This window comes from Lelliottia sp. EB106-05-01-XG201, assembly GCF_058791735.1.
On record NZ_JBYTDV010000001.1, the window covers coordinates 2,619,948 to 2,640,501 of the forward strand.

Sequence of the window (20,554 nt, forward strand, 5' to 3'; positions counted from 1 at the left end):
CGCTTCGCTGACTTTTAGACCTGTCGATTGTTCGGTTAATTAACACTCAGGCAGGTTAATTGTTTTTTCGTCAGCGAAATTTTCTATACATCTGTGACAGAGATCACTGTGATAACGTCATGTTGGATTTTTGTATCTAAAAACCTGATAAGCCCTTGCCTGCACAGGCTATGACCGATCGTTACCCACAGATTAAACCAGTTCATTTTCGGATTATGGGTCATCTGACTGCCTGAAAGGCCATATAGCAGAACATATCGCCATACGGGGCTTTTTAAGGGCATTCCGTAGTGAAAAAAACCACCAATTCTCTGGCTGTGAGATTTAACGCTAAATAACATTTGCCTGACCGGCTGATTATACCACGTCGGTTATATGTAACAGAGTATTACAAATGTATTGCCAGATGGACCAGGATAGTGAACATTACCCGCCGTTTCCCCTCCCAATATAACTATAAGGCGAATGGATTCCGGTCGATTACGCTATGAACACCCCCGTTAATATGGGATGTAAAAAAAGAGGTATATGTGTCTACTGCAAACAATAAACCAACAGAAGAGAGCGTAAGTTTAAACGCTTTCAAACAACCTAAAGCGTTCTATCTCATCTTCTCTATCGAGTTATGGGAACGTTTTGGTTTTTACGGCCTGCAAGGGATTATGGCTGTTTACCTGGTTAAACAACTGGGTATGTCCGAAGCTGACTCCATCACACTGTTCTCCTCATTCAGCGCACTGGTTTACGGCCTGGTCGCCGTCGGCGGCTGGTTAGGCGATAAAGTCCTGGGCACCAAACGCGTCATCATGCTGGGCGCCATCGTTCTGGCGATCGGTTATGCGCTGGTGGCGTGGTCCGGTCACGATGCAGCGGTTGTCTACATGGGTATGGCGACGATTGCCGTCGGTAACGGGCTGTTCAAAGCAAACCCGTCTTCCCTGCTGTCTACCTGCTACAGCAAAGATGACCCGCGTCTCGACGGGGCATTCACCATGTACTACATGTCGGTGAACATCGGTTCCTTCTTCTCTATGCTGGCGACTCCGTGGCTGGCCGCGAAGTTCGGCTGGAGCGTGGCGTTCTCCCTCTCCGTCGTGGGTATGCTGATCACCGTGGTTAACTTTGCCTTCTGCAAACGCTGGGTCAAAAACTACGGTTCAAAACCTGACTTCGAACCGGTTCACATGGGCAAACTGCTGGCAACCATCGTCGGTGTCGTAATCCTTGCGACTATCGCCACCTGGCTGCTGCACAACCAGGGCGTTGCACGTGCCGTTCTGGGCGTAGTGGCTCTGGGTATCATCTGCATCTTCGCGAAAGAAGCGTTCGCAATGCAGGGCGCAGCGCGTCGTAAGATGATCGTGGCCTTCATTCTGATGATTCAGGCGGTTGTTTTCTTCGTCCTGTACAGCCAGATGCCGACCTCCCTGAACTTCTTCGCGATTCGTAACGTTGAACACGCCATTCTGGGCATCGCGTTCGAACCTGAGCAGTTCCAGGCACTGAACCCATTCTGGATCATGATTGGTAGCCCGATTCTGGCCGCTATCTATAACAAGATGGGCGACCGTCTGCCAATGCCGCACAAGTTTGCCATCGGTATGGTACTGTGCTCTGGCGCATTCCTGGTTCTGCCTCTGGGCACCAAGTTCGCGACCGACGCGGGTATCGTGTCTGTAAACTGGCTGATTCTGAGCTATGCGCTGCAGTCTATCGGCGAGCTGATGATCTCTGGTCTGGGCCTGGCGATGGTTGCACAGCTGGTTCCACAGCGTCTGATGGGCTTCATCATGGGTAGCTGGTTCCTGACTACCGCGGGTGCGGCGATCATTGCTGGTAAGATTGCAAACCTGATGGCGGTTCCAGAAAACGTGACTGACCCACTGGTCTCCCTGGAAGTTTACGGTCGCGTCTTCATGCAGATCGGTATCGCGACCGCAGTTATTGCTGTGCTGATGCTGCTGACTGCGCCTAAACTGAATCGTATGACTCAGGACGACGACAAAGCCGCAAAAGCGACGGATACCGCTACCGCGTAATTGTCATCGGGAAACGACTGAAGAGAAGCCGCTAACTGTGCGTTAGCGGCTTTTTTTTTATGAGCCCGCGCATTAACATGCTTCTAACCTCAGCAAAAAGGAGTTACCGATGAAACTGTTCTACAAACCAGGCGCATGCTCTTTGGCTTCACACATCACCCTGCGCGAGAGCGGCAAGGATTTCACGCTCGATAGCGTCGACCTGATGAAAAAGCGTCTGGAGAACGGCGAGGACTACTTCGCGATTAACCCGAAAGGACAGGTTCCGGCTCTGGTGCTGGACGACGGCACCCTGCTCACCGAAGGCGTGGCGATCATGCAGTTCCTGGCAGACACCGTTCCCGATCGCCAGCTGCTGGCCCCGACCGGCAGCATTTCCCGCTATAAGACGCTGGAGTGGCTGAACTACATTGCGACCGAGCTGCACAAAGGCTTTACGCCGCTGTTCCGCCCGGACACGCCTGAGGAGTACAAACCGACCGTTCGTGCCCTGCTTGAGAAAAAACTGCAGTACATCAACGAATCCCTGAAAGACGATCAGTGGATTTGCGGCCAGCGTTTTACCATCGCTGACGCCTATCTGTTTACGGTTCTGCGCTGGGCGCGGGCTGTGAAGCTGAATCTGGAAGGGTTAAGCCACATTGAGTCGTATATGGAACGTATGGCGGCGCGTCCTGGCGTGGCGGCGGCGCTGAAGGCGGAAGGATTGAACTAACGGAGCGGTCTGTTTTGCCCGGCGGCGCTGCGCTTGCACGGGCCTACAGTTTTGTAGGCCGGGTAAGGCGAAGCCGCCACCCGGCAATGCTTTAAAGCTGCGTCGCGCTAAAATAGTGCTCCGGTTTCGCGATACGATCCTGCGCCGCCACTACCTGCAACTCATACTCATCCATCTGTTTGGTCGCGATCATGATTTCATATACCGCGGCGGTCACATGCTCCAGCGCGTCGCGAAGAGATGCGCCCTGCAACAGTTTCACCAGCAGCAACCCGCTGGTCACATCACCCACACCAACCGGCTGACGCGCACCAAAATCCACCAGCGGACGGCTGATATGCCAGGCGTCGTCTTTCGTCACCAGCAGCATTTCAAACCGGTCGTGGCTGATCCCGGCCCGCGCCAGATGCTTCACCAGCACGATCTCCGGCCCCTGAGCGATCAGCTCACGTGACGCTGTCACAGCTTCTTCCACGCTGTTCACCGGGTGTTCGCACAGGATTTCAAGCTCGATCAGATTCGGCGCGATAATGTCGCTGGCGGGCATCGCATGCCGCACGTGGAACTCCGCCACGCCCGGCGCGACAATACAGCCTTTTTCCGGATGACCCATCACCGGATCGCAGAAAAATTTGGCCGACGGGTTCGCCGCTTTCACCTGACGCACGATACCGAGGATATGCTCGCCCTGCTCTGCAGAGCCGAGATAACCGCTCAGCACGGCGTCACAGCGCTTCAGCTGGTCGATATCCGCGATACCCTGCACAATCTCCGTCAGATGCGACGCGGGCAGCACACAGCCCGTCCATTTGCCGTACTGCGTATGATTGGAGAACTGAACGGTGTTGAGTGGCCAGACGTTGGCGCCGAGGCGGCGCATCGGAAACTCAGCGGCGCTGTTGCCGGCATGTCCAAAAACAACGTGGGACTGAATGGCGAGGATGTTATTCATTTTTCTTACCACAACCCTGAAAAAAGAAAGGGGCGTGGTTACCCACGCCCCTCAAACACTTGTGATTACTTCCAGCAAACCAGACAGTAATTCTTCTTACCGCGACGCAGCAGCGTGTATTTGCCGTACAGGCGGTCGCTCTCTGCGAAGGTGTACTCCGGATCGGCCTGCTTTTCACCGTTGATGGTGATGGCGTTAGAGGCGATTGTTTTACGTGCCTGACCGCGGGACGGCTGCAGCTCGGAATCCACCAGCGCCTGCATCAGGTCTGCGCCCTTCTCAATCTCAACCATCGGCACGCCATCCTGCGCCAGCTGCTCGAAATCTTCCACGCTCAGATCGCTCAGCGTACCGTTGAACAGGCTGGCAGTAATGCGTTTCGCCGCCGCCAGGCCTTCTTCACCGTGCACCAGGCTGGTGACCTGATCGGCCAGCACATACTGCGCGCGAGGCGCTTTGCCGCTGTTCTTATCTTCTTCTTCCAGCGCATTGATCTCTTCAATGTCCATGAAGGTGAAGAACTTCAGGAAGCGATAAACGTCCGCATCGGCGGTGTTGATCCAGAACTGGTAGAATTTGTACGGGCTGGTTTTCTTCGGATCGAGCCAGACCGCGCCGCCTTCGGTTTTACCGAATTTGGTGCCATCGGCTTTGGTGATCAGCGGAACGGTCAGACCGAAGACCTGGTTCTGATGCAGACGACGCGTCAGGTCGATACCGGACGTGATGTTGCCCCACTGGTCGGAACCACCAATCTGCAGCGCCACGCCGTGCAGTTTGTTCAGACAGGCGAAGTCATAACCCTGCAGCAGGTTGTAGGAGAACTCGGTGAAGGAGATGCCCTGATCGTCACGGTTCAGACGCTGCTTGACCGCTTCTTTGTTGATCATCTGATTAACGGAGAAGTGCTTGCCGATATCACGCAGGAAAGTCAGCACGTTCATGCCGCCAAACCAGTCGTAGTTGTTGGCCGCAATCGCGGAGTTTTCGCCGCAATCGAAATCGAGGAATGGCGCAACCTGCTTGCGAATTTTATCCACCCACTCCTGCACGGTATCTTCCGTATTCAGTTTACGCTCGGCGGCTTTAAAGCTCGGGTCACCAATCAGACCGGTCGCACCACCCACCAGCGCCACAGGCTTATGGCCCATCTGCTGGAAGCGTTTCAGGCATAACAATGGAACAAGATGCCCCAAGTGCAAGCTGTCAGCGGTGGGATCGAAGCCGCAATAGAGCGCGATCGGGCCTTGCGCCAGTCGCTCTGCTAACGCTGCTTCGTCCGTCACCTGGGCCACGAGGCCCCGCTCTTGCAATTGTTTAATCAAGTTACTGCTTGCCATCAAATTCTCCATGTATAAACGACTGCACCTCTGTCGGTACACGACTTTTCGCCTAACGCGAAAGTGACATAGAATAAAGCGCCAGCCCATCCAGCGCTAGCGCTTACGACAACAAATTTCGCGGATTACGGGGCCAGTCGGTCGATTTTCCACGCGTCGCTGTCGCGCTGGTATAAAAAGCGGTCATGGAGGCGATGTTCGCCGCCCTGCCAGAACTCCATCTGTTCGACAGGCACGCGGAATCCACCCCAGAAGCTCGGGAGCGGCACTTCGCCCTGCTGGAATTTCTGTTTCAGCTCGAGGAATTTGCTCTCCAGCACGCCGCGCGCCGAAATTCGGCTCGACTGTTTGGAGACCCAGGCACCGATCTGGCTGTCGCGCGGACGGCTATGGAAATACTTCAGCACTTCCAGCGTTGAAAGGCGTTCGACTTTGCCGGTCACCATCACCTGACGCTCCAGCATATGCCACGGGAACAGCAGGCAGATGCGCGGATTGTTTTCCAGATGATGGGCCTTACGGCTGCCAAGGTTGGTGTAAAACACCAGCCCTTTTTCGTCGTAGTGTTTCAGCAGAACGATGCGCTGATACGGCTGGCCGTGCTCATCGACGGTAGCAACGACCATCGCCGTCGGATCGGCGAGTTTGGCCTCACAGGCCTGTTTCAGCCAGCGCTCAAAAAGGACGAGGGGTTCAGCGGGAAGATCCTGGCGACGCAGACCGCCTTTGGTGTATTCACGGCGCAGATGCGCAATTTGCTGCAATTCATCGTTATCTGACATGGCGTTAGCTGAAATTAGAATTGGGTGGCGCTATTGTGCGCCGCCCCTGGAAAAATCTCAACGCTTCGGATTCTGCAGCACGCAGTTGTTCAGCACGACGCGGTCGCGTTTATAGACGGTGGCATCGTCACCTTTCGACCAGAAGACGTAAATCCCATCGGTATAGCGCGCCCCGGAGGCGGACATTCCCTGTTTCAGGTTCAGCACTTTATTGTCATAGATGAAACTGGCTTCCTGACGCGGGTTATTCAGCTTCACGGTCAGCGGTTTTTCATCGCAGCGATATTCCAGCGTGTCGGTGTTCATGCGATCGACGAACTGGTTGTAGTAGCTACAACCCGCAAGTAAGAGAGGGGCAAAAGCAAGCAGAAGTTTTTTCATGGGCCTGTTCCGAAGACTATCCTGGTCATGGAGGGTGAAGTCACCCTCCTGTATTCCTGTGGATTTTAACCGTAACAGACCGGGCTTTGTTTCAGTTAACTCTGATTCTGACGTGGGTTGGCCGGAAAAATGGCGCCCAGCACGCTGGCTTCGCGCGCACCGGTGACGGAGGGCAGATTTCCCGGCAGTCCGGCGACCGTGCGCCAGGCAAGCCAGGCGAAGGCCAGCGCTTCCATATCATCCCCGCTAATCCCGGCCACATCGGTGGTGGTCACCTCGGTGCCAGGAAGCAGCCCGGCGAGACGCGCCATCACCAGTGGGTTACGGCTCCCGCCACCGCACACGAGAAGGCGTTCACAGCCGCCGCTCAGCAAGACCTGTTCAGAGATTGAGATTGCCGTCAGCTCCACCAGCGTCGCCTGCACATCCTGCGGGGCCAGCGCCGGGAACGGCGTCAGCTGACGCTCAAGCCAGCCGTAGTTAAAGTATTCCCGACCGGTGCTCTTCGGCGCAGGAGCCGCAAAATAGGGGTCGCTCAGCATCGATTGCAGCAGCGGGAGGATCACTTTCCCCTCGCTGGCCCACTGTGCGTCTTTGTCGTAGGCTTTGCCGCGCTGACGCCAGATCCAGGCATCCATCAGCATATTGCCGGGGCCGGTATCGTAGCCGCGCACCGGTTGGCCTGGAATGAGCATGGAGAGATTGGCGATACCGCCGATATTAAGCACCATCCGGCGTTCAACTGGATGCGCCAGCAGCGCCTGGTGAAACGCCGGAACCAGCGGCGCGCCCTGCCCACCGAGCGCGATATCGCGACGGCGGAAATCGCCCACCACCGTCACACCGGTTTTCGCCACGATCTGGTTGTTGTCGCCAATCTGCATTGTATGCGGCGCGTCGCCGACCGGCTCGTGCCAGACGGTTTGACCGTGACAGCCAATCGCCACCACGTCTTTCGGCTGCAGATTTTCCTGCTGCATCAGTGCGAGCACGCCATCAGCAAACAGCGATCCCAGCTGTACGTCCAGCCGCCCCAGCTGCGACAGGGTCAGCTGTTGGCCCTGGCAAATGCTCAGAATCGCTTCCTTCAGCTCAACGGGGATCGGCCAGGTCAGGCTGGCCTGCTGCGCCACCATATTCTCATCAATTGCAGCAAGGACAACATCGACACCGTCAAGGCTGGTGCCAGACATCACACCGATATAGCGACCCGATTTCATGCGCTTTCCTTAAGTTTTCAGGGCTTGGGGTAAACACTCCACCATAAACTTAGGGTCATTTCTATGACGCGATAATATTTTTTAACAATGTCAGATCTCAAACACCCCAGGCCGTCCGTTTATGTCTCGTTAAGCTAAATTCAAGTACAATTTTCTTATTGTTAGTGCAAAGATATGATCTATGGCTGCCGATGCCATATAATTGAGCCATAACGGATGCTCAGATTGAGCGTTTTGGGTGAACAGGAGATTCAAATGATTTTACGTGTACTGGGCGTTTCATTGATTGGTTTAACTCTGGCTGGCTGCGTGAATAACGACTCCCTTTCCGGTGACGTTTACACTGCCTCCGAAGCCAAACAAGTGCAAAACGTCACTTACGGTACTGTTGTTAACGTGCGTCCGGTTCAGATCCAAGGCGGCGATGACAGCAACGTGATTGGCGCAATTGGCGGTGCTGTGCTGGGTGGTTTCCTGGGTAACACCGTCGGTGGTGGCACCGGGCGTTCTCTGGCGACAGCCGCAGGTGCGGTTGCCGGTGGCGTAGCCGGTCAGGGCGTTCAGGGTGCGATGAACAAAACCCAGGGCGTTGAGCTGGAAATCCGTAAAGACGACGGCAACACCATCATGGTGGTGCAGAAACAGGGCAACACTCGATTCTCTAGCGGTCAGCGTGTTGTACTGGCGAGCAACGGTAGCCAGGTCACTGTTTCCCCACGCTAATTCCTTAATGGATGTGGCTTTCGGCCACATCCATTACTCTCCCCCCCAATTCATTAATAAAATTAAACACATGTAATATGTGAATTAATTAATGACGTTTCCCTTGTTCCTGCGCAAAGTATTTCCCACGTCGTCACGCTAGTCTCCACGTTCGTTCCTTCAGCTCAATAACGCAATATCTGCCCGCTAACAAACGTATGATTGTGATTAACCGACATCTGGGAAACCGATATGTTTCCTTCGCTCTAACTTGCCTCGTTTTCTTTGGCATATTACATGCGATATTTAATAATATAGAACGTACTGTCCCGACGCTGTCACCATTTTTATTCCCGACGCTGACCGTATTTCTGCTGGTGTTTCATCTGTTTATTGCCATTTTTATGATCATGAAATACTGGTGCGACAAACAGCGCGTGTTTCTGCTCGCCATCGCCTTTGCCTTTGTGGGCTCAGCGCTACTGATGGCGGGAACCCTGAGCTGCTTCCCGACGTGGCTAAACCCATACAGCCTGCATCCTAATAACTATAACGATGCGATGATTTATTTCATGATGCGCAACATTATGATGGCCAGTCTGTTTACGCTTTCGACGGTACTTTTTACATTGCGTCACTCGGCATTAACACGGTTAATGTACGGATCCATCGTAGGGCTATTATTTATTTTTACCGCGCTGATGATAATTCTCGCGTGGCTCTACTCCAGCCATAGCGCGTTGCTCTCGCTGGATCTAGTCAATAATGACACCCGACAGAACACGATATTATGGACGCAAGTCATTAATATTATCCTGATCCTGTTCTGGGTGAGCACATTAATAACCATGCTGGTTATTACTCGTCTGAGAAATCTATTCTGGCTGAGCGGCTGTTTTCTGTGTGTCTGCTATATCATTACCTTATCGACGCTGATGACCACCGACTATGTGGGAGGGTTCGTCTGGTACCGGGCGAGATTTTTTGAAGCTATCGCCACCCTGGTGATTATCTTCACCCTGCTGCAGGATGTGTTTAGCCTCTATCGCCAGTCGCATCTGAAATATCAGCAGTCGTACCAGAACTCGATTCGTGATGCCCTCACGCGCCTCTACAATCGCAGCTATTTTTACGAATCCTTGAATCACTCCCTCAGTACCACTACCGGCTCCAAACCCGTGTCGGTGATAGTGAGCGATCTCGACCGTTTCAAACGCATCAACGACACCTATGGGCATCTGCAGGGCGACAAGGTGTTGCAGTTTGTATCCAACCTGCTGATGGACTCCGTACGACCACAGGATATTGCCGCGCGCATCGGCGGCGAAGAGTTTGTTTTACTGCTGCCCAATACCTCGTCAGAGGCGGCTAAACAGGTGGCTGAACGGATCCGTATTCTGTTAGCCAGTTTTGATCGCGAAACCACGCACGGGGAACTACCGGAACCGATCACCATCAGCATGGGGGTCTATACCGCGACCTCCTCTGCCGTGACCGCTGAAGAGTGCGTCGAGCGTGCGGATAAGGCGATGTATGAGGCCAAAGAGACGGGACGAAATCGGGTGGTGGTGTTCAGCTAAAAAGAAAGCCTTGCGATGCAAGGCTTTGTTATGACGTTAGTCGCGGGTCTGGAGCTCATTGATGTTCTGCTCAAGGCGAGCAATCATGTCAATCAGCTGTTCCAGCTCGGCCGGTGAGATCCCGGAGAGGATTTCACCGCGCGTTTTACTGATCACAGCTTCCATCTCAGTGATGATAGGCGCTGCTTTTTCAGTGAGCTTAATACGTTTGGCACGGCGGTCGCTGGCGCAGGTCTGACGCGAAATCAGTCCCTTCTCCTCCAGTTGATCGAGCGTGCGCACCAGGGACGGCTGCTCAATGCCAATCGCTTTTGCCAGTTGAATTTGTGACTGCTCGGGCGGCAACTGATGAATGTTATGCAGCGTAACCCAATGCGTCTGTGTCAATTCCAGAGGTTTCAGGCGATGGTCAATCAGAGCACGCCAGATGCGCACCAACCTTGCCAGATCAGAACCTAATGGCGATTCCAATTTCATCTCCTTATAATTAGCTTGCTAAGTTATTATACTGATTTTAGAATAGTGTGCAGCATTTATATTGGCAAAACAAATGCAATACTGCATTCATCAAAATCGAACGAATGATTTACACTTATTGAAGGCGCTTCATCGTGTTAACACTCGCCTCTTCTCCACAGCAAAGGATCTCTTCTCGTGAAGTTCTCTTATAGCTCCGCGGGTTTACCCCTACAGGACCTGATTGTCGGCGCATCTGTCTATTTCCCCCCGATTTTCAAAGCCGTGATGTTGGGCTTTTTGATCTGGCTTGTGGCACACCGACTGCTTCGTGACTGGATGTATTCCGGTGAAATCTGGCATCCCATGTTGATGGATCTTTCGTTGTTTACCCTTTCGGTCTGTCTTGGTCTGGCTCTGTTGATTGCGTGGTGAATATGTCGCTGAAAACCGTTAAATACTTTTCGAGCCTGCTGGTGCTGGCTCTGGCGCTGGTCGCTGGCTGGTGGTTATGGAATTATTACATGCAGTCTCCCTGGACGCGCGACGGCAAAATCCGCGCTGAGCAGGTGAGCATTACCCCGCAAGTCTCAGGAAGTATCACCACGCTGCGGGTGAAAGATAATCAGAAAGTCAGAGCGGGAGATGTGCTCTTTCGCATCGATGAAACGCCCTACCATATCGCGGTGCTGAATGCCCAGGCGCAGCTGGCAAAAGCGCAGTCGGATCTGGCGAAAGCCAATAACGAAGCCAACCGCCGCCGCCATCTGCCGCAAAACTTTATCTCCGCCGAAGATCTCGATACCGCGAACATTAACGTGAAAGCGATGCAGGCCAGCGTGGAAGTGGCAGAAGCGACGCTGAAACAGGCGCAATGGCAGCTGACGCAGACGGTGGTCAAAGCGCCCGTTGACGGCTGGGTGACCAACTTATCCACCCGCGAAGGGGATTACGCCACCCAGGGAAAACCGCTGTTCGCCCTTGTGGATAGCCACTCTTTCTATGTCGTGGGCTATTTCGAAGAGACCAAACTTCGCCACATTCAGGAAGGCGCTGCCGCGCGTATCACCTTGTACAGCGGCTCCCGCGTGTTACAGGGTCACGTTTCCAGCATTGGCCGCGCAATCTACGATCAGAGCGTCGAGACCGATTCCGGCCTGGTGCCTGATATCAAACCTAACGTGCCGTGGGTGCGCCTCGCCCAGCGCGTGCCGGTTCGCGTGGAGTTCGATAACCTGCCGAACGATATCACCCTGGTCTCCGGGACCACCTGTACCGTGTCGATCGGAGCCCACTGATGGACCTCTCTGCTTTCTCCTGGCGTAAAATGCCGTGGTTTAAAGCAAACCCGGCGCAGTGGCGCTACGCCCTGCGCAACGGGATCGCCATGTGCCTGGCCCTGTCGGTGGCCTATTACCTGAATCTGGATGAGCCCTACTGGGCGATGACTTCTGCGGCGGTGGTCAGCTTTCCGACCGTCGGCGGCGTCATCAGTAAAAGTCTTGGGCGCGTCGCCGGGAGCCTGCTCGGGGCGACGGCGGCGCTGATTATCGCCGGACATACCCTCAACGATCCCTGGCTCTTTTTACTCAGCATGGCCGCCTGGCTCGGCGTTTGTACCTGGGCCTGCGCCCATTTTACAAACAACGTCGCCTACGCGTTCCAGCTGGCGGGCTATACCGCCGCGATTATCGCCTTTCCGGTGGTCAATATTCTCGACACCACGGAGCTTTGGGATATCGCCCAGGCGCGCGTGTGCGAAGTGATCATCGGTATTTTGTGCGGCGGGGTGATGATGATGATCCTGCCGAGCACCTCTGACGGCACCACGCTCATCACGGCGTTAAAAAACATGCATGCGCGCCTGCTGGAGCACGCCAGCCTGCTCTGGCAGCCCGACTCCAGCGATGCGGTTCGCCTGGCCCACGAGAAAGTCATCGGCCAGATCCTGACCATGAACCTCCTGCGCATCCAGGCGTTCTGGAGCCATTACCGTTTTCGTCGGCAGAACAAATTACTGAACTACCTTCTCCACCAGCAGTTGCGAATGACCAGCGCCCTTTCGGGCCTGCGCCGGATATTGCTCAACTGGCCCAATCCGCCGGACAACACGCGCGAAGTGATCGACCGTCTGCTGGCGGCGCTGGCGAATCCGCAGACGGATATGCTGGCAGTGGCGCGTATCATTGCGCCTCTCGCGCCGACGGATGAGTTTGATTACCGCCATCGCGCGTTCTGGCAGCGGTTGCTCTACTTCTGCCGCTTATACCTGCGCAGCAGTCGCTGGATCAACGCCGTTGAAAATGCCACACCTATTACCGAATTTAACGTGCCGGGCAGCCCTGCGTTGACCAGGCATACGGATAACAAAGAAGCACTATGGAGCGGTTTTCGCACCTTCTGCGCCCTGACGCTGGTCGGTGCCTGGAGCATCACCACCCAGTGGGAATCGGGCTCGGCGGCGCTGACGCTGGCGGCGATCAGCTGCGTACTCTACTCCGTGGCTGCCTCGCCGTTTAACTCTCTGACCCTTTTGATGCGCACGCTGGTGCTGCTCTCGCTCTTCAGCTTCGCCGTGAAGTTCGGGCTGATAGTGCAAATCACCGATCTGTGGCAGTTCCTGCTGTTCCTGTTCCCGCTGCTCACCACGATGCAACTGCTTAAATTGCAGATGCCGAAACTCGCGGGTTTGTGGGGGCAACTGATCGTCTTTATGGGTTCGTTCATTTCCGTCACCAATCCGCCGGTTTACAATTTTGCCGACTTTATGAATGACAATCTGGCGAAGATTCTGGGCGTGGGGCTGGCGTGGCTGGCCTTTGCGGTCTTGCGCCCCGGCTCGGACGCGCGGAAAAGTCGGCGACACATCCGCGAGCTGCGCGCAGGGTTCGTCGATCAGCTCAGCCGCAAGCCGCACCTGCGTGAGAGTGAATACGAATCGCTGGTTTATCATCACGTGAGTCAGCTGAATAACAGCCAGGATGAGCTGTCGCGTCGCTGGCTGCTGCGCTGGGGCGTGGTGCTTCTGAACTGTTCGCATGTGGTGTGGCAGTTGCGCGCATGGGAAACCCGCTCCGATCCCCTTTCGCAGGTGCGTGATATCTGCATTTCTCTGCTCCGGGACGTGATGAGCAAACGCGGCGTTCAGCAGCGCCCGCTGGCGGTGACGCTCGCCGAGCTACAGCGCATTTGCGATACGCTGGCGCGCCACCATCTACCGGCAGCGCGCGATCTCGCGTCGCTGATTTGGCGTCTGCACTGTTCGCTCTCTCAGCTGGAACAGGCTCCGCCGCCAGGGACGATTACGGATCAGATCACCCCGCAGGCATAACGCGCCCCGCCACCGCCCAGAGGTTTAGGCTGATCGGACATGTTATCCCCGCCGACGTGAATCATCAGCGCTTTGCCTTTTATCTCTTCAAGTTTTTTCAGACGCGGAGCCACCACCGGATCGGTGGCTTTGCCGTCATTGTTAACCACCAGCACCGGTAAGTCGCCTTCGTGCCCTGCGCCCTCCGGTCCTTCGTGTTTACCGGTTTTTTGCGGGTCAAAATGGCCGCCAGCCGCTTCAGCTGCCGAGGCTTTTCCGTCTTTCATGGCGGGCTGACAGCTGCCTTTGGCATGAACATGAAAGCCATGTTCACCGGGAGGAAGAGCTTTGAGATCGGGCGCAAACTCCAGCCCTTTATCGGTTTCGCTGATGGTGACACTGCCGATGGACTGGCCGATCCCCTGCGAGGTGACGAGATTCATTTCAACTTTGTCGCTGGCAGCCTGCGCGCCTGCGCAAACCACCAGCGTCATCACTGCCAGAGCAAAACGCTTCATATGACCTCCTCGGGTTGATTTTGCCCCTAAAGTTTAGACCAGGGGCAAGGATTTCACCGGAAAGTCATCGGCATAGACGATTAAGGTACGTCGTAACCGAGCGCCGCTTTGCGAATGCGGAACCACTGCTGACGCGTCATCTGCAGCTCTTCGGCAGCGATCGCTGAACGCACACGTTCGATTTTACCAGAGCCGATAATCGGCAGCGGTTTCGATGGCAGACGCAGGATCCACGCGTACACCACCTGCTCAATGCTCTCGGCGTTCAGCTCGCGGGCAACGGTTTCAAGCTCATCGCGCAGCGGCTGGAATTCGTCGTCATTGAACAGACGACCGCCGCCCAGGCAAGACCAGGCCATCGGACGAATGCGCAGCTGTTGGAGTTGATCCAGCGTGCCGTCCAGCAGCAGCGGCTGATGAACCGGGGAGATTTCCACCTGGTTTGTTGCCAGGGTAAACGGCAGACGAGACTGCAGCAGCGCGAACTGTGCAGGGGTGAAGTTCGACACGCCAAAGTGACGTACCTTCCCGCTCTGATGCAGCGCGAGGAACGCCTGCGCGACTTCATCGGCGTCCATCAACGGATCGGGACGGTGGATCAGCAGCAAATCGAGATGGTCGGTGGCGAGATTCACCAAAGACTGCTCGGCGCTTTTGATGATGTGATCGCTGTCGGTGATGTAATGACCGAGGGCGTTTTCTGGGCGAGCGGTGGTGGCGATGCCGCATTTGGAGACAATCTCCATGCGCTCACGCAGATGCGGAGCCAGCTTCAGGGCTTCCCCAAACGCCGCCTCGCACAGATACCCGCCGTAGATATCGGCGTGATCAACGGTAGTAATCCCGAGGTCGAGATGTTCCTCAATGAAACTGACCAGCTGACGCGGGGACATATTCCAGTCCATCAAACGCCAGTAACCCATGACAAAACGCGAAAACTCTGGGCCCTGCGGGGCAAGGGCAATACGCTGAACCATAACAATTTCCTCAAGGAAGTGATGTCATGAGTATACGCATATCCACCGCTAAAAAAGTGAAGGTTGCTGGGGTTCTTCGGTATCCGACGGTTTGTTTGCGCGTAATTTGCGCAGTAACCGCTGGCGACACAGACGGATGACATCCTGTTTCTGCACGTCGCTCATGTTTTGCCAGTTGAAACGCTCATCGCGACTGCGCATGCAGCCCCGGCAAAAACCGCGCTCATCAGACTGACAAATTCCCCGGCACGGGCTCTGGATGGGGAAAAACTCCAGTTGCTCTGCCACACGCACCTCCCGAAATCGATTCTCACCTTCAGTGAAGACGCTAATTGCGGCGTCTGCAAGGGCTTTAACACAGAATTGTGGCATTAAGGTTTCACTAATCTTCACTCCCTATACTCGCCTCATCAATAAAACAGATGGTTTCTTTATGATGTGGTCCGTTAAAAAGTTACAGTGTAACGATATTAAATTCACTCTGGGTTGTGCCCTGTTCTTTACCGTGCTGAATGCGCTGTTTATTCAACGCAGCTGGGAGATTATTGCCCCCGCTCATCTGCACGATGTTCTGTTTGCGGCGTCCGTTCCGCTGGTTCTGTTTTGTGGCTGGGTGATTGTTTTCAGCCTGCTCAATATTCCGTTTATCCGTAAGCCGCTGATGATCCTGCTGACCCTGGGCTGCGCCGGGGCGACGTACTTTATGTACACCTACGGTGCCGTCATCGATCAGAACATGATGGTGAACGTCTTCGAGACCAACTCGCAGGAAGCCACCGCGCTGGTGACTCCGCAGATGCTGCTGTGGATTGCCGCTATCGGTCTGATCCCGTCCATCGTGCTGATCTTTGTTCGCATTCGTTCCGGTAAATGGTGGTACACGCTCCTGATGCGCGTTGCCGCAATCCTCGGGGCGCTGATGGTGATTATCCTGGTCGCCTCCGTCTTCTATAAAGATTACGCCTCCCTGTTCCGCAACAACAAAAGCATCGTCAAGATGGTGACTCCGGCGAACTACGTCAGCGCCATCGCCAAATACAGCAAAAACCGCTGGTTTGCAGGCGATCAGACGCTGGTGCGCATCGGCCAGGACGCTCAGAAAGGGCCGGTGATTCTGGCGCAGAAGAAAAAGACGGTGCTGGTGCTGGTCGTCGGCGAAGCCTCTCGTGCGGAAAACTACTCGCTGAACGGCTATGCGCGTGACACCAACCCGCAGCTGAAAAAACAGAACATGATTAACTTCCCACAGGCCTCTTCCTGCGGCACTGAAACGGCGGTCTCCTTACCTTGCATGTTCTCCAACATGCCGCGCAAAAATTACGACGCGGATCTGGCGCGTCATCAGGAAGGCTTGCTCGATGTGCTGGCGCACGCAGGCGTTAACCTGCTGTGGCGTGAAAACGACGGGGGCTGTAAAGGGGCGTGCGATCGTATCCCGCATACGGACATGACCCAGTGGAAACTGGATGAGTTCTGCAAGGATAAATCCTGTATCGACGACGTGAACCTGCACCGTCTGGACAACGTGCTCGATGGCCTGAAGCAGGATTCGGTGCTGGTGATCCACCTGATGGGCAGCCACGGCCCGGCCTACTACCAGCGCTATCCGAAGGAGTATCGCCAGTTCACCCCGACCTGCGACACCAACCAGATCCAGGACTGCGACCATCAGGCGCTGATGAATACCTACGACAACACCATCCTCTATACGGATAGCGTGGTCAGCAAAACCATTGATGCCCTGAAAGCGCGTCAGACGACGATGAATACCGCCCTGATTTATCTCTCCGATCACGGTGAGTCGCTGGGTGAAAACGGCCTGTATCTGCACGGTACGCCGTACCTGATTGCCCCTGCGCAGCAGACGCACATTCCGTTTATGTTCTGGCTGTCGCCGGACTACGTGAACAGCTACAGCATCAACGAGCCGTGCTTACGCGATCAGGCGGCCAAAACGGCGGTTTCTCAGGATAATTTGTTCTCGACGGTTCTCGGCATGATGAACGTCAAATCAGCGGTTTATCAGCCGCAGATGGACATCATCAACACCTGTCGTAAATCGTGAGACTTGCATTAGACCGATTGGTCTAGTACATTAAGCGCCATGGGCAAAAATACTGAACACGATACACGCGAACATCTTCTGGCTACCGGCGAGCGTCTTTGCATGCATCGCGGGTTTACCGGAATGGGTCTTAGCGAGCTGTTAAAAACCGCTGAGGTGCCGAAGGGTTCGTTTTATCACTACTTCCGCTCCAAAGAGGCGTTTGGCGTGGCGATGCTGGAACGGCACTATGCCGGGTACCATCAGCGTCTCGCTACCCACTTTGCCAGCGGCGAAGGGTGCTATCGCGATCGTGTGCTCAACTATTATCAGGAAACGCTGAACCAGTTCTGCCAGCAGGGCATTATCAGCGGTTGCCTGACCGTCAAATTGTCCGCCGAAGTGTGCGATCTCTCAGAGGATATGCGCACGGCGATGGACAAAGGGGCCAGCGGCGTGATCGCCCTGCTGGCTCAGGCGCTGGAAAAAGGTCGCGATGAAAAAACGCTGAATTTTAGCGGCGATCCTTTGACTCAGGCCCAGGTGTTATATGCGCTGTGGTTAGGCGCAAATTTGCAGGCCAAAATTTCCCGCAGCGCCGTGCCGCTTGAAAGCGCACTGGCGCATGTGAAGAACAGCATTACAGCGCCTGGCGTTTAACAGGCGTTTTTATTTACCAAATCACTAGTCGACCGGTCTACTCAGGAGTCATGATGTCAACTGAAAAATTATTTACCCCACTGAAAATCGGTGCGGTTACTGCACCAAACCGCGTACTGATGGCCCCGCTGACTCGTCTGCGCAGCATCGAACCGGGTGATATCCCGACGCCGCTGATGGGCGAATACTACCGCCAGCGCGCCAGCTCCGGCCTGATCATTTCCGAAGCGACGCAAATCTCCGCGCAGGCGAAAGGTTATGCGGGCGCTCCGGGCCTGCACAGCCCAGAGCAGATCGCCGCATGGAAAAAAATCACTGCCGGTGTTCACGCTGACGATGGCCGCATCGCGGTTCAGCTGTGGCATACGGGCCGTATCTCCCATAACAGCATTCAGCCTGGCGGCCAGGCACCGGTTTCCGCTTCTGCCCTGAACGCCGGAACGCGCACATCCCTGCGTGACGAAAACGGTCATGCGATTCGTGTGGATACCTCTACCCCACGCGCGCTGGAACTCGACGAAATCCCAGGCATCGTGAATGATTTCCGCCAGGCCGTCGCCAATGCCCGCGAAGCCGGTTTCGACCTGGTTGAGCTGCACTCGGCACACGGTTATCTGCTGCATCAATTCCTCTCTCCGTCGTCTAACCAGCGTACGGATCAGTACGGCGGCAGCGTGGAAAATCGCGCTCGTCTGGTGCTGGAAGTGGTAGATGCAGTGTGCCAGGAGTGGAGCCCGGACCGCATCGGTATCCGTGTCTCCCCGATCGGTTCCTTCCAGAACGTGGATAACGGCCCGAACGAAGAAGCCGACGCCCTGTATCTGATTGAAGAGCTGGCGAAACGCGGTATCGCCTACCTGCACATGTCCGAGCCAGACTGGGCGGGCGGTCAGCCTTACTCCGAAGCCTTCCGTGAGAAAGTGCGTGCGCGCTTCCAGGGCGTGATTATCGGCGCGGGGGCGTACACCCCAGAGAAAGCCGAAGATCTCATCAGCAAAGGGCTGATCGACGCCGTCGCCTTTGGCCGCGATTACATCGCCAACCCGGATCTGGTGGCGCGTCTGCAGCGTAAAGCCGAGCTGAACCCGCAGCGTCCAGAGACCTTCTATGGCGGCGGCGCTGAAGGCTACACCGACTACCCTTCCCTGTAATTCCTCGGTTGTCCATTGATAGCGGCGATGATTCGCCGCTATACTAAAACATCGTTTCTGTTCAAAAAGATAAGCCACTGAGGTGGTTAAGAGGAAAATATGCGCCTACTTCACACCATGCTGCGCGTTGGCAACCTGCAACGTTCTATCGATTTCTACACTAACGTACTGGGCATGCAGCTCCTGCGCACTAGCGAAAACCCGGAATACAAATACTCCCTGGCGTTCGTCGGCTACGGCCCGGAAAGTGACGAAGCGGTGATCGAGCTGACCTACAACTGGGACGTCGATAGCTACGAGCTGGGCACCGCTTACGGCCACATCGCGCTGGAAGTGGATAACGCAGCAGAAGCCTGCGAGCGCATTCGCAGCAACGGCGGCAACGTGACGCGCGAAGCGGGTCCGGTCAAAGGCGGTACCACAGTGATTGCCTTCGTTGAAGATCCAGACGGTTATAAAATCGAACTGATCGAAGCCAAAGACGCCGGTCGCGGTCTGGGCAATTGATCCCTCCGGGCGCGTTCTGCGCCCGTTGTTTTACTGCATCCCCGCGCAAAATTTGCCATAATACGCACTGCTTTTTTCCCCTTGTAAGAGACCCTGATGTCCGATAACGCTCAACTTACCGGTCTGTGCGACCGTTTTCGTGGTTTTTATCCTGTTGTGATTGACGTAGAAACAGCCGGATTTAACGCTAAGACCGATGCGCTGCTTGAGATCGCTGCCATCACGCTGAAAATGGATGAACAGGGCTGGCTGACACCGGACACCACGCTGCATTTCCATGTTGAACCCTTCGAAGGCGCAAACCTGCAGCCCGAAGCGCTGGCCTTTAACGGCATCGACCCGACTAACCCGCTGCGCGGCGCGGTGAGTGAATACGACGCCCTGCACGCCATTTTCAAAATGGTGCGCAAAGGCATGAAGGACAGCAACTGCAATCGCGCGATCATGGTGGCGCATAACGCGACCTTCGATCACAGCTTTATGATGGCCGCCGCCGAGCGCGCGTCCCTCAAGCGTAACCCGTTCCACCCGTTCGTCACCTTCGACACCGCCGCGCTGAGCGGGCTGGCGCTGGGACAAACGGTGCTCTCTAAGGCGTGTATCACCGCAGGCATTGATTTCGACGGCACCCAGGCGCACTCGGCGCTGTACGATACGGAACGCACCTCAGAACTGTTCTGTGAGATTGTGAACCGCTGGAAGCGTCTCGGTGGCTGGCCGCTGCCGATGGGCGACGAAACAGATAACTAATCGTCGGCTGGGTAAGCGCAGCGCCACCCGGCAAAAAAAAAGCGACCTCTTCAGGTCGCTTTTTTTATCTCCGCAGCAAACTTACTCTGCGTCTGGCTCTTCGGTTTTGTACTTCGCAGCGGTCTCTTTGATCAGCTGCTGCAGTTCGCCACGCTGATACATTTCGATCAGGATGTCGCAACCGCCAACCAGCTCACCGTCTACCCACAGCTGCGGGAAGGTCGGCCAGTTGGCGTATTTTGGCAGCTCAGCGCGGATGTCCGGATTCTGCAGGATATCGACGTAAGCAAAACGCTCGCCACAGGCAGACAGAGCCTGCACGGCTTGTGCAGAGAAACCGCAGTTTGGCAGCTTCGGTGAACCTTTCATGTACAGCAGAATCGGGTTTTCAGCGATCTGGCGCTGGATTTTTTCAATAGTCGTGCTCATGTCTTGCTTCCTTAAACTTCTGTTACGGCATTCGTCTGACA

The 20,554-nt window shown here is 55.3% G+C and carries 22 protein-coding genes; 12 read left to right on the top strand and 10 right to left on the bottom strand.

Going from position 1 to position 20,554, the window contains the following annotated elements:
* The first annotated feature begins 530 nt into the window (after positions 1-530).
* Together dtpA and gstA are read left to right on the top strand one after the other, a co-directional pair.
* Positions 531-2,039 carry a dipeptide/tripeptide permease DtpA gene (gene dtpA / locus AC3WS9_RS12325; protein ID WP_282493269.1) on the top strand — a complete coding sequence of 503 codons (1,509 nt, stop codon included), beginning with the start codon at positions 531-533 and terminating at the stop codon, positions 2,037-2,039.
* A 109-nt stretch (positions 2,040-2,148) separates the two neighbouring features.
* Positions 2,149-2,754, top strand: coding sequence for a glutathione transferase GstA (gene gstA / locus AC3WS9_RS12330; protein ID WP_282493270.1), 606 nt, complete (start codon positions 2,149-2,151; stop codon positions 2,752-2,754).
* Between the two features lie 91 nt (positions 2,755-2,845).
* Here the strand turns inward: gstA and pdxY are convergent, their stop codons facing one another.
* The 5 genes from pdxY to anmK form a co-directional block, all read right to left on the bottom strand.
* Positions 2,846-3,706 carry a pyridoxal kinase PdxY gene (pdxY, locus tag AC3WS9_RS12335; RefSeq protein WP_282493271.1) on the bottom strand — a complete coding sequence of 287 codons (861 nt, stop codon included), beginning with the start codon at positions 3,704-3,706 and terminating at the stop codon, positions 2,846-2,848.
* Positions 3,707-3,771: 65 nt separating this feature from the next.
* Positions 3,772-5,046, bottom strand: coding sequence for a tyrosine--tRNA ligase (gene tyrS / locus AC3WS9_RS12340; protein ID WP_492488623.1), 1,275 nt, complete (start codon positions 5,044-5,046; stop codon positions 3,772-3,774).
* A 125-nt stretch (positions 5,047-5,171) separates the two neighbouring features.
* Positions 5,172-5,828 (bottom strand): pyridoxamine 5'-phosphate oxidase, encoded by a 657-nt coding sequence (gene pdxH, locus AC3WS9_RS12345; RefSeq protein ID WP_492488625.1) that lies wholly within the window; start codon positions 5,826-5,828, stop codon positions 5,172-5,174.
* Between the two features lie 57 nt (positions 5,829-5,885).
* The gene (gene mliC / locus AC3WS9_RS12350) at positions 5,886-6,209 is read right to left on the bottom strand and encodes a C-type lysozyme inhibitor (RefSeq protein ID WP_282493274.1); all 324 of its coding nucleotides are present in this window, start codon (positions 6,207-6,209) and stop codon (positions 5,886-5,888) included.
* A 95-nt stretch (positions 6,210-6,304) separates the two neighbouring features.
* Positions 6,305-7,429 carry an anhydro-N-acetylmuramic acid kinase gene (gene anmK / locus AC3WS9_RS12355; protein ID WP_282493275.1) on the bottom strand — a complete coding sequence of 375 codons (1,125 nt, stop codon included), beginning with the start codon at positions 7,427-7,429 and terminating at the stop codon, positions 6,305-6,307.
* A gap of 255 nt (positions 7,430-7,684) precedes the next feature.
* Here anmK and slyB point away from each other — a divergent pair, with 255 nt between their 5' ends.
* Positions 7,685-8,152: an outer membrane lipoprotein SlyB gene (slyB, locus tag AC3WS9_RS12360; protein ID WP_282493276.1), complete on the top strand. Its 468-nt coding sequence runs from the start codon at positions 7,685-7,687 to the stop codon at positions 8,150-8,152.
* A 197-nt stretch (positions 8,153-8,349) separates the two neighbouring features.
* Positions 8,350-9,711 carry a sensor domain-containing diguanylate cyclase gene (locus AC3WS9_RS12365; RefSeq protein ID WP_492488628.1) on the top strand — a complete coding sequence of 454 codons (1,362 nt, stop codon included), beginning with the start codon at positions 8,350-8,352 and terminating at the stop codon, positions 9,709-9,711.
* 36 nt (positions 9,712-9,747) lie between these two features.
* On the opposite strand, the gene slyA is transcribed toward AC3WS9_RS12365, so the two are convergent.
* Positions 9,748-10,188 carry a transcriptional regulator SlyA gene (gene slyA / locus AC3WS9_RS12370; protein WP_282493278.1) on the bottom strand — a complete coding sequence of 147 codons (441 nt, stop codon included), beginning with the start codon at positions 10,186-10,188 and terminating at the stop codon, positions 9,748-9,750.
* A gap of 177 nt (positions 10,189-10,365) precedes the next feature.
* Here slyA and AC3WS9_RS12375 point away from each other — a divergent pair, with 177 nt between their 5' ends.
* The 3 genes from AC3WS9_RS12375 to AC3WS9_RS12385 are packed head-to-tail and all read left to right on the top strand — an operon-like array spanning position 10,366 to position 13,498.
* Positions 10,366-10,602, top strand: a complete 237-nt coding sequence (locus AC3WS9_RS12375) for a DUF1656 domain-containing protein (protein ID WP_282493279.1) — start codon at positions 10,366-10,368, stop codon at positions 10,600-10,602.
* Between the two features lie 2 nt (positions 10,603-10,604).
* Positions 10,605-11,465 carry an efflux RND transporter periplasmic adaptor subunit gene (locus AC3WS9_RS12380; RefSeq protein WP_282493280.1) on the top strand — a complete coding sequence of 287 codons (861 nt, stop codon included), beginning with the start codon at positions 10,605-10,607 and terminating at the stop codon, positions 11,463-11,465.
* A complete protein-coding gene (locus AC3WS9_RS12385; protein WP_492488630.1) occupies positions 11,465-13,498 on the top strand; it encodes an FUSC family protein in 2,034 nt (677 codons plus the stop codon). The genes AC3WS9_RS12380 and AC3WS9_RS12385 overlap by 1 nt, the downstream gene beginning before the upstream one ends.
* Here AC3WS9_RS12385 and sodC read toward each other — a convergent pair.
* The 3 genes from sodC to AC3WS9_RS12400 all read right to left on the bottom strand — a co-directional run bounded on the left by sodC (position 13,477) and on the right by AC3WS9_RS12400 (position 15,260).
* On the bottom strand, positions 13,477-13,995 hold the full coding sequence (gene sodC / locus AC3WS9_RS12390; RefSeq protein WP_282493282.1) for a superoxide dismutase [Cu-Zn] SodC: 519 nt from the start codon (positions 13,993-13,995) through the stop codon (positions 13,477-13,479). The genes AC3WS9_RS12385 and sodC overlap by 22 nt on opposite strands.
* Before the next feature lie 80 nt (positions 13,996-14,075).
* The gene (locus tag AC3WS9_RS12395; protein ID WP_282493283.1) at positions 14,076-14,972 is read right to left on the bottom strand and encodes an aldo/keto reductase; all 897 of its coding nucleotides are present in this window, start codon (positions 14,970-14,972) and stop codon (positions 14,076-14,078) included.
* Positions 14,973-15,020: 48 nt separating this feature from the next.
* Positions 15,021-15,260: a DUF1289 domain-containing protein gene (locus AC3WS9_RS12400; RefSeq protein WP_282493284.1), complete on the bottom strand. Its 240-nt coding sequence runs from the start codon at positions 15,258-15,260 to the stop codon at positions 15,021-15,023.
* A 148-nt stretch (positions 15,261-15,408) separates the two neighbouring features.
* On the opposite strand from AC3WS9_RS12400, the gene eptA reads away from it, so the two are divergent.
* The 5 genes from eptA to rnt all read left to right on the top strand — a co-directional run bounded on the left by eptA (position 15,409) and on the right by rnt (position 20,084).
* Positions 15,409-17,037, top strand: coding sequence for a phosphoethanolamine transferase EptA (eptA, locus tag AC3WS9_RS12405; RefSeq protein ID WP_492490331.1), 1,629 nt, complete (start codon positions 15,409-15,411; stop codon positions 17,035-17,037).
* 39 nt (positions 17,038-17,076) lie between these two features.
* A complete protein-coding gene (locus AC3WS9_RS12410) occupies positions 17,077-17,676 on the top strand; it encodes a TetR/AcrR family transcriptional regulator (protein ID WP_492488632.1) in 600 nt (199 codons plus the stop codon).
* A gap of 53 nt (positions 17,677-17,729) precedes the next feature.
* The gene (locus AC3WS9_RS12415; protein WP_285155290.1) at positions 17,730-18,827 is read left to right on the top strand and encodes an alkene reductase; all 1,098 of its coding nucleotides are present in this window, start codon (positions 17,730-17,732) and stop codon (positions 18,825-18,827) included.
* A gap of 99 nt (positions 18,828-18,926) precedes the next feature.
* Positions 18,927-19,334, top strand: a complete 408-nt coding sequence (gene gloA, locus AC3WS9_RS12420; RefSeq protein ID WP_012017189.1) for a lactoylglutathione lyase — start codon at positions 18,927-18,929, stop codon at positions 19,332-19,334.
* Between the two features lie 96 nt (positions 19,335-19,430).
* A complete protein-coding gene (gene rnt / locus AC3WS9_RS12425; protein ID WP_492488635.1) occupies positions 19,431-20,084 on the top strand; it encodes a ribonuclease T in 654 nt (217 codons plus the stop codon).
* Between the two features lie 81 nt (positions 20,085-20,165).
* Here rnt and grxD read toward each other — a convergent pair whose 3' ends face one another.
* Positions 20,166-20,513: a monothiol glutaredoxin 4 gene (gene grxD, locus AC3WS9_RS12430; RefSeq protein ID WP_095281803.1), complete on the bottom strand. Its 348-nt coding sequence runs from the start codon at positions 20,511-20,513 to the stop codon at positions 20,166-20,168.
* Positions 20,514-20,554 lie beyond the last annotated feature (41 nt).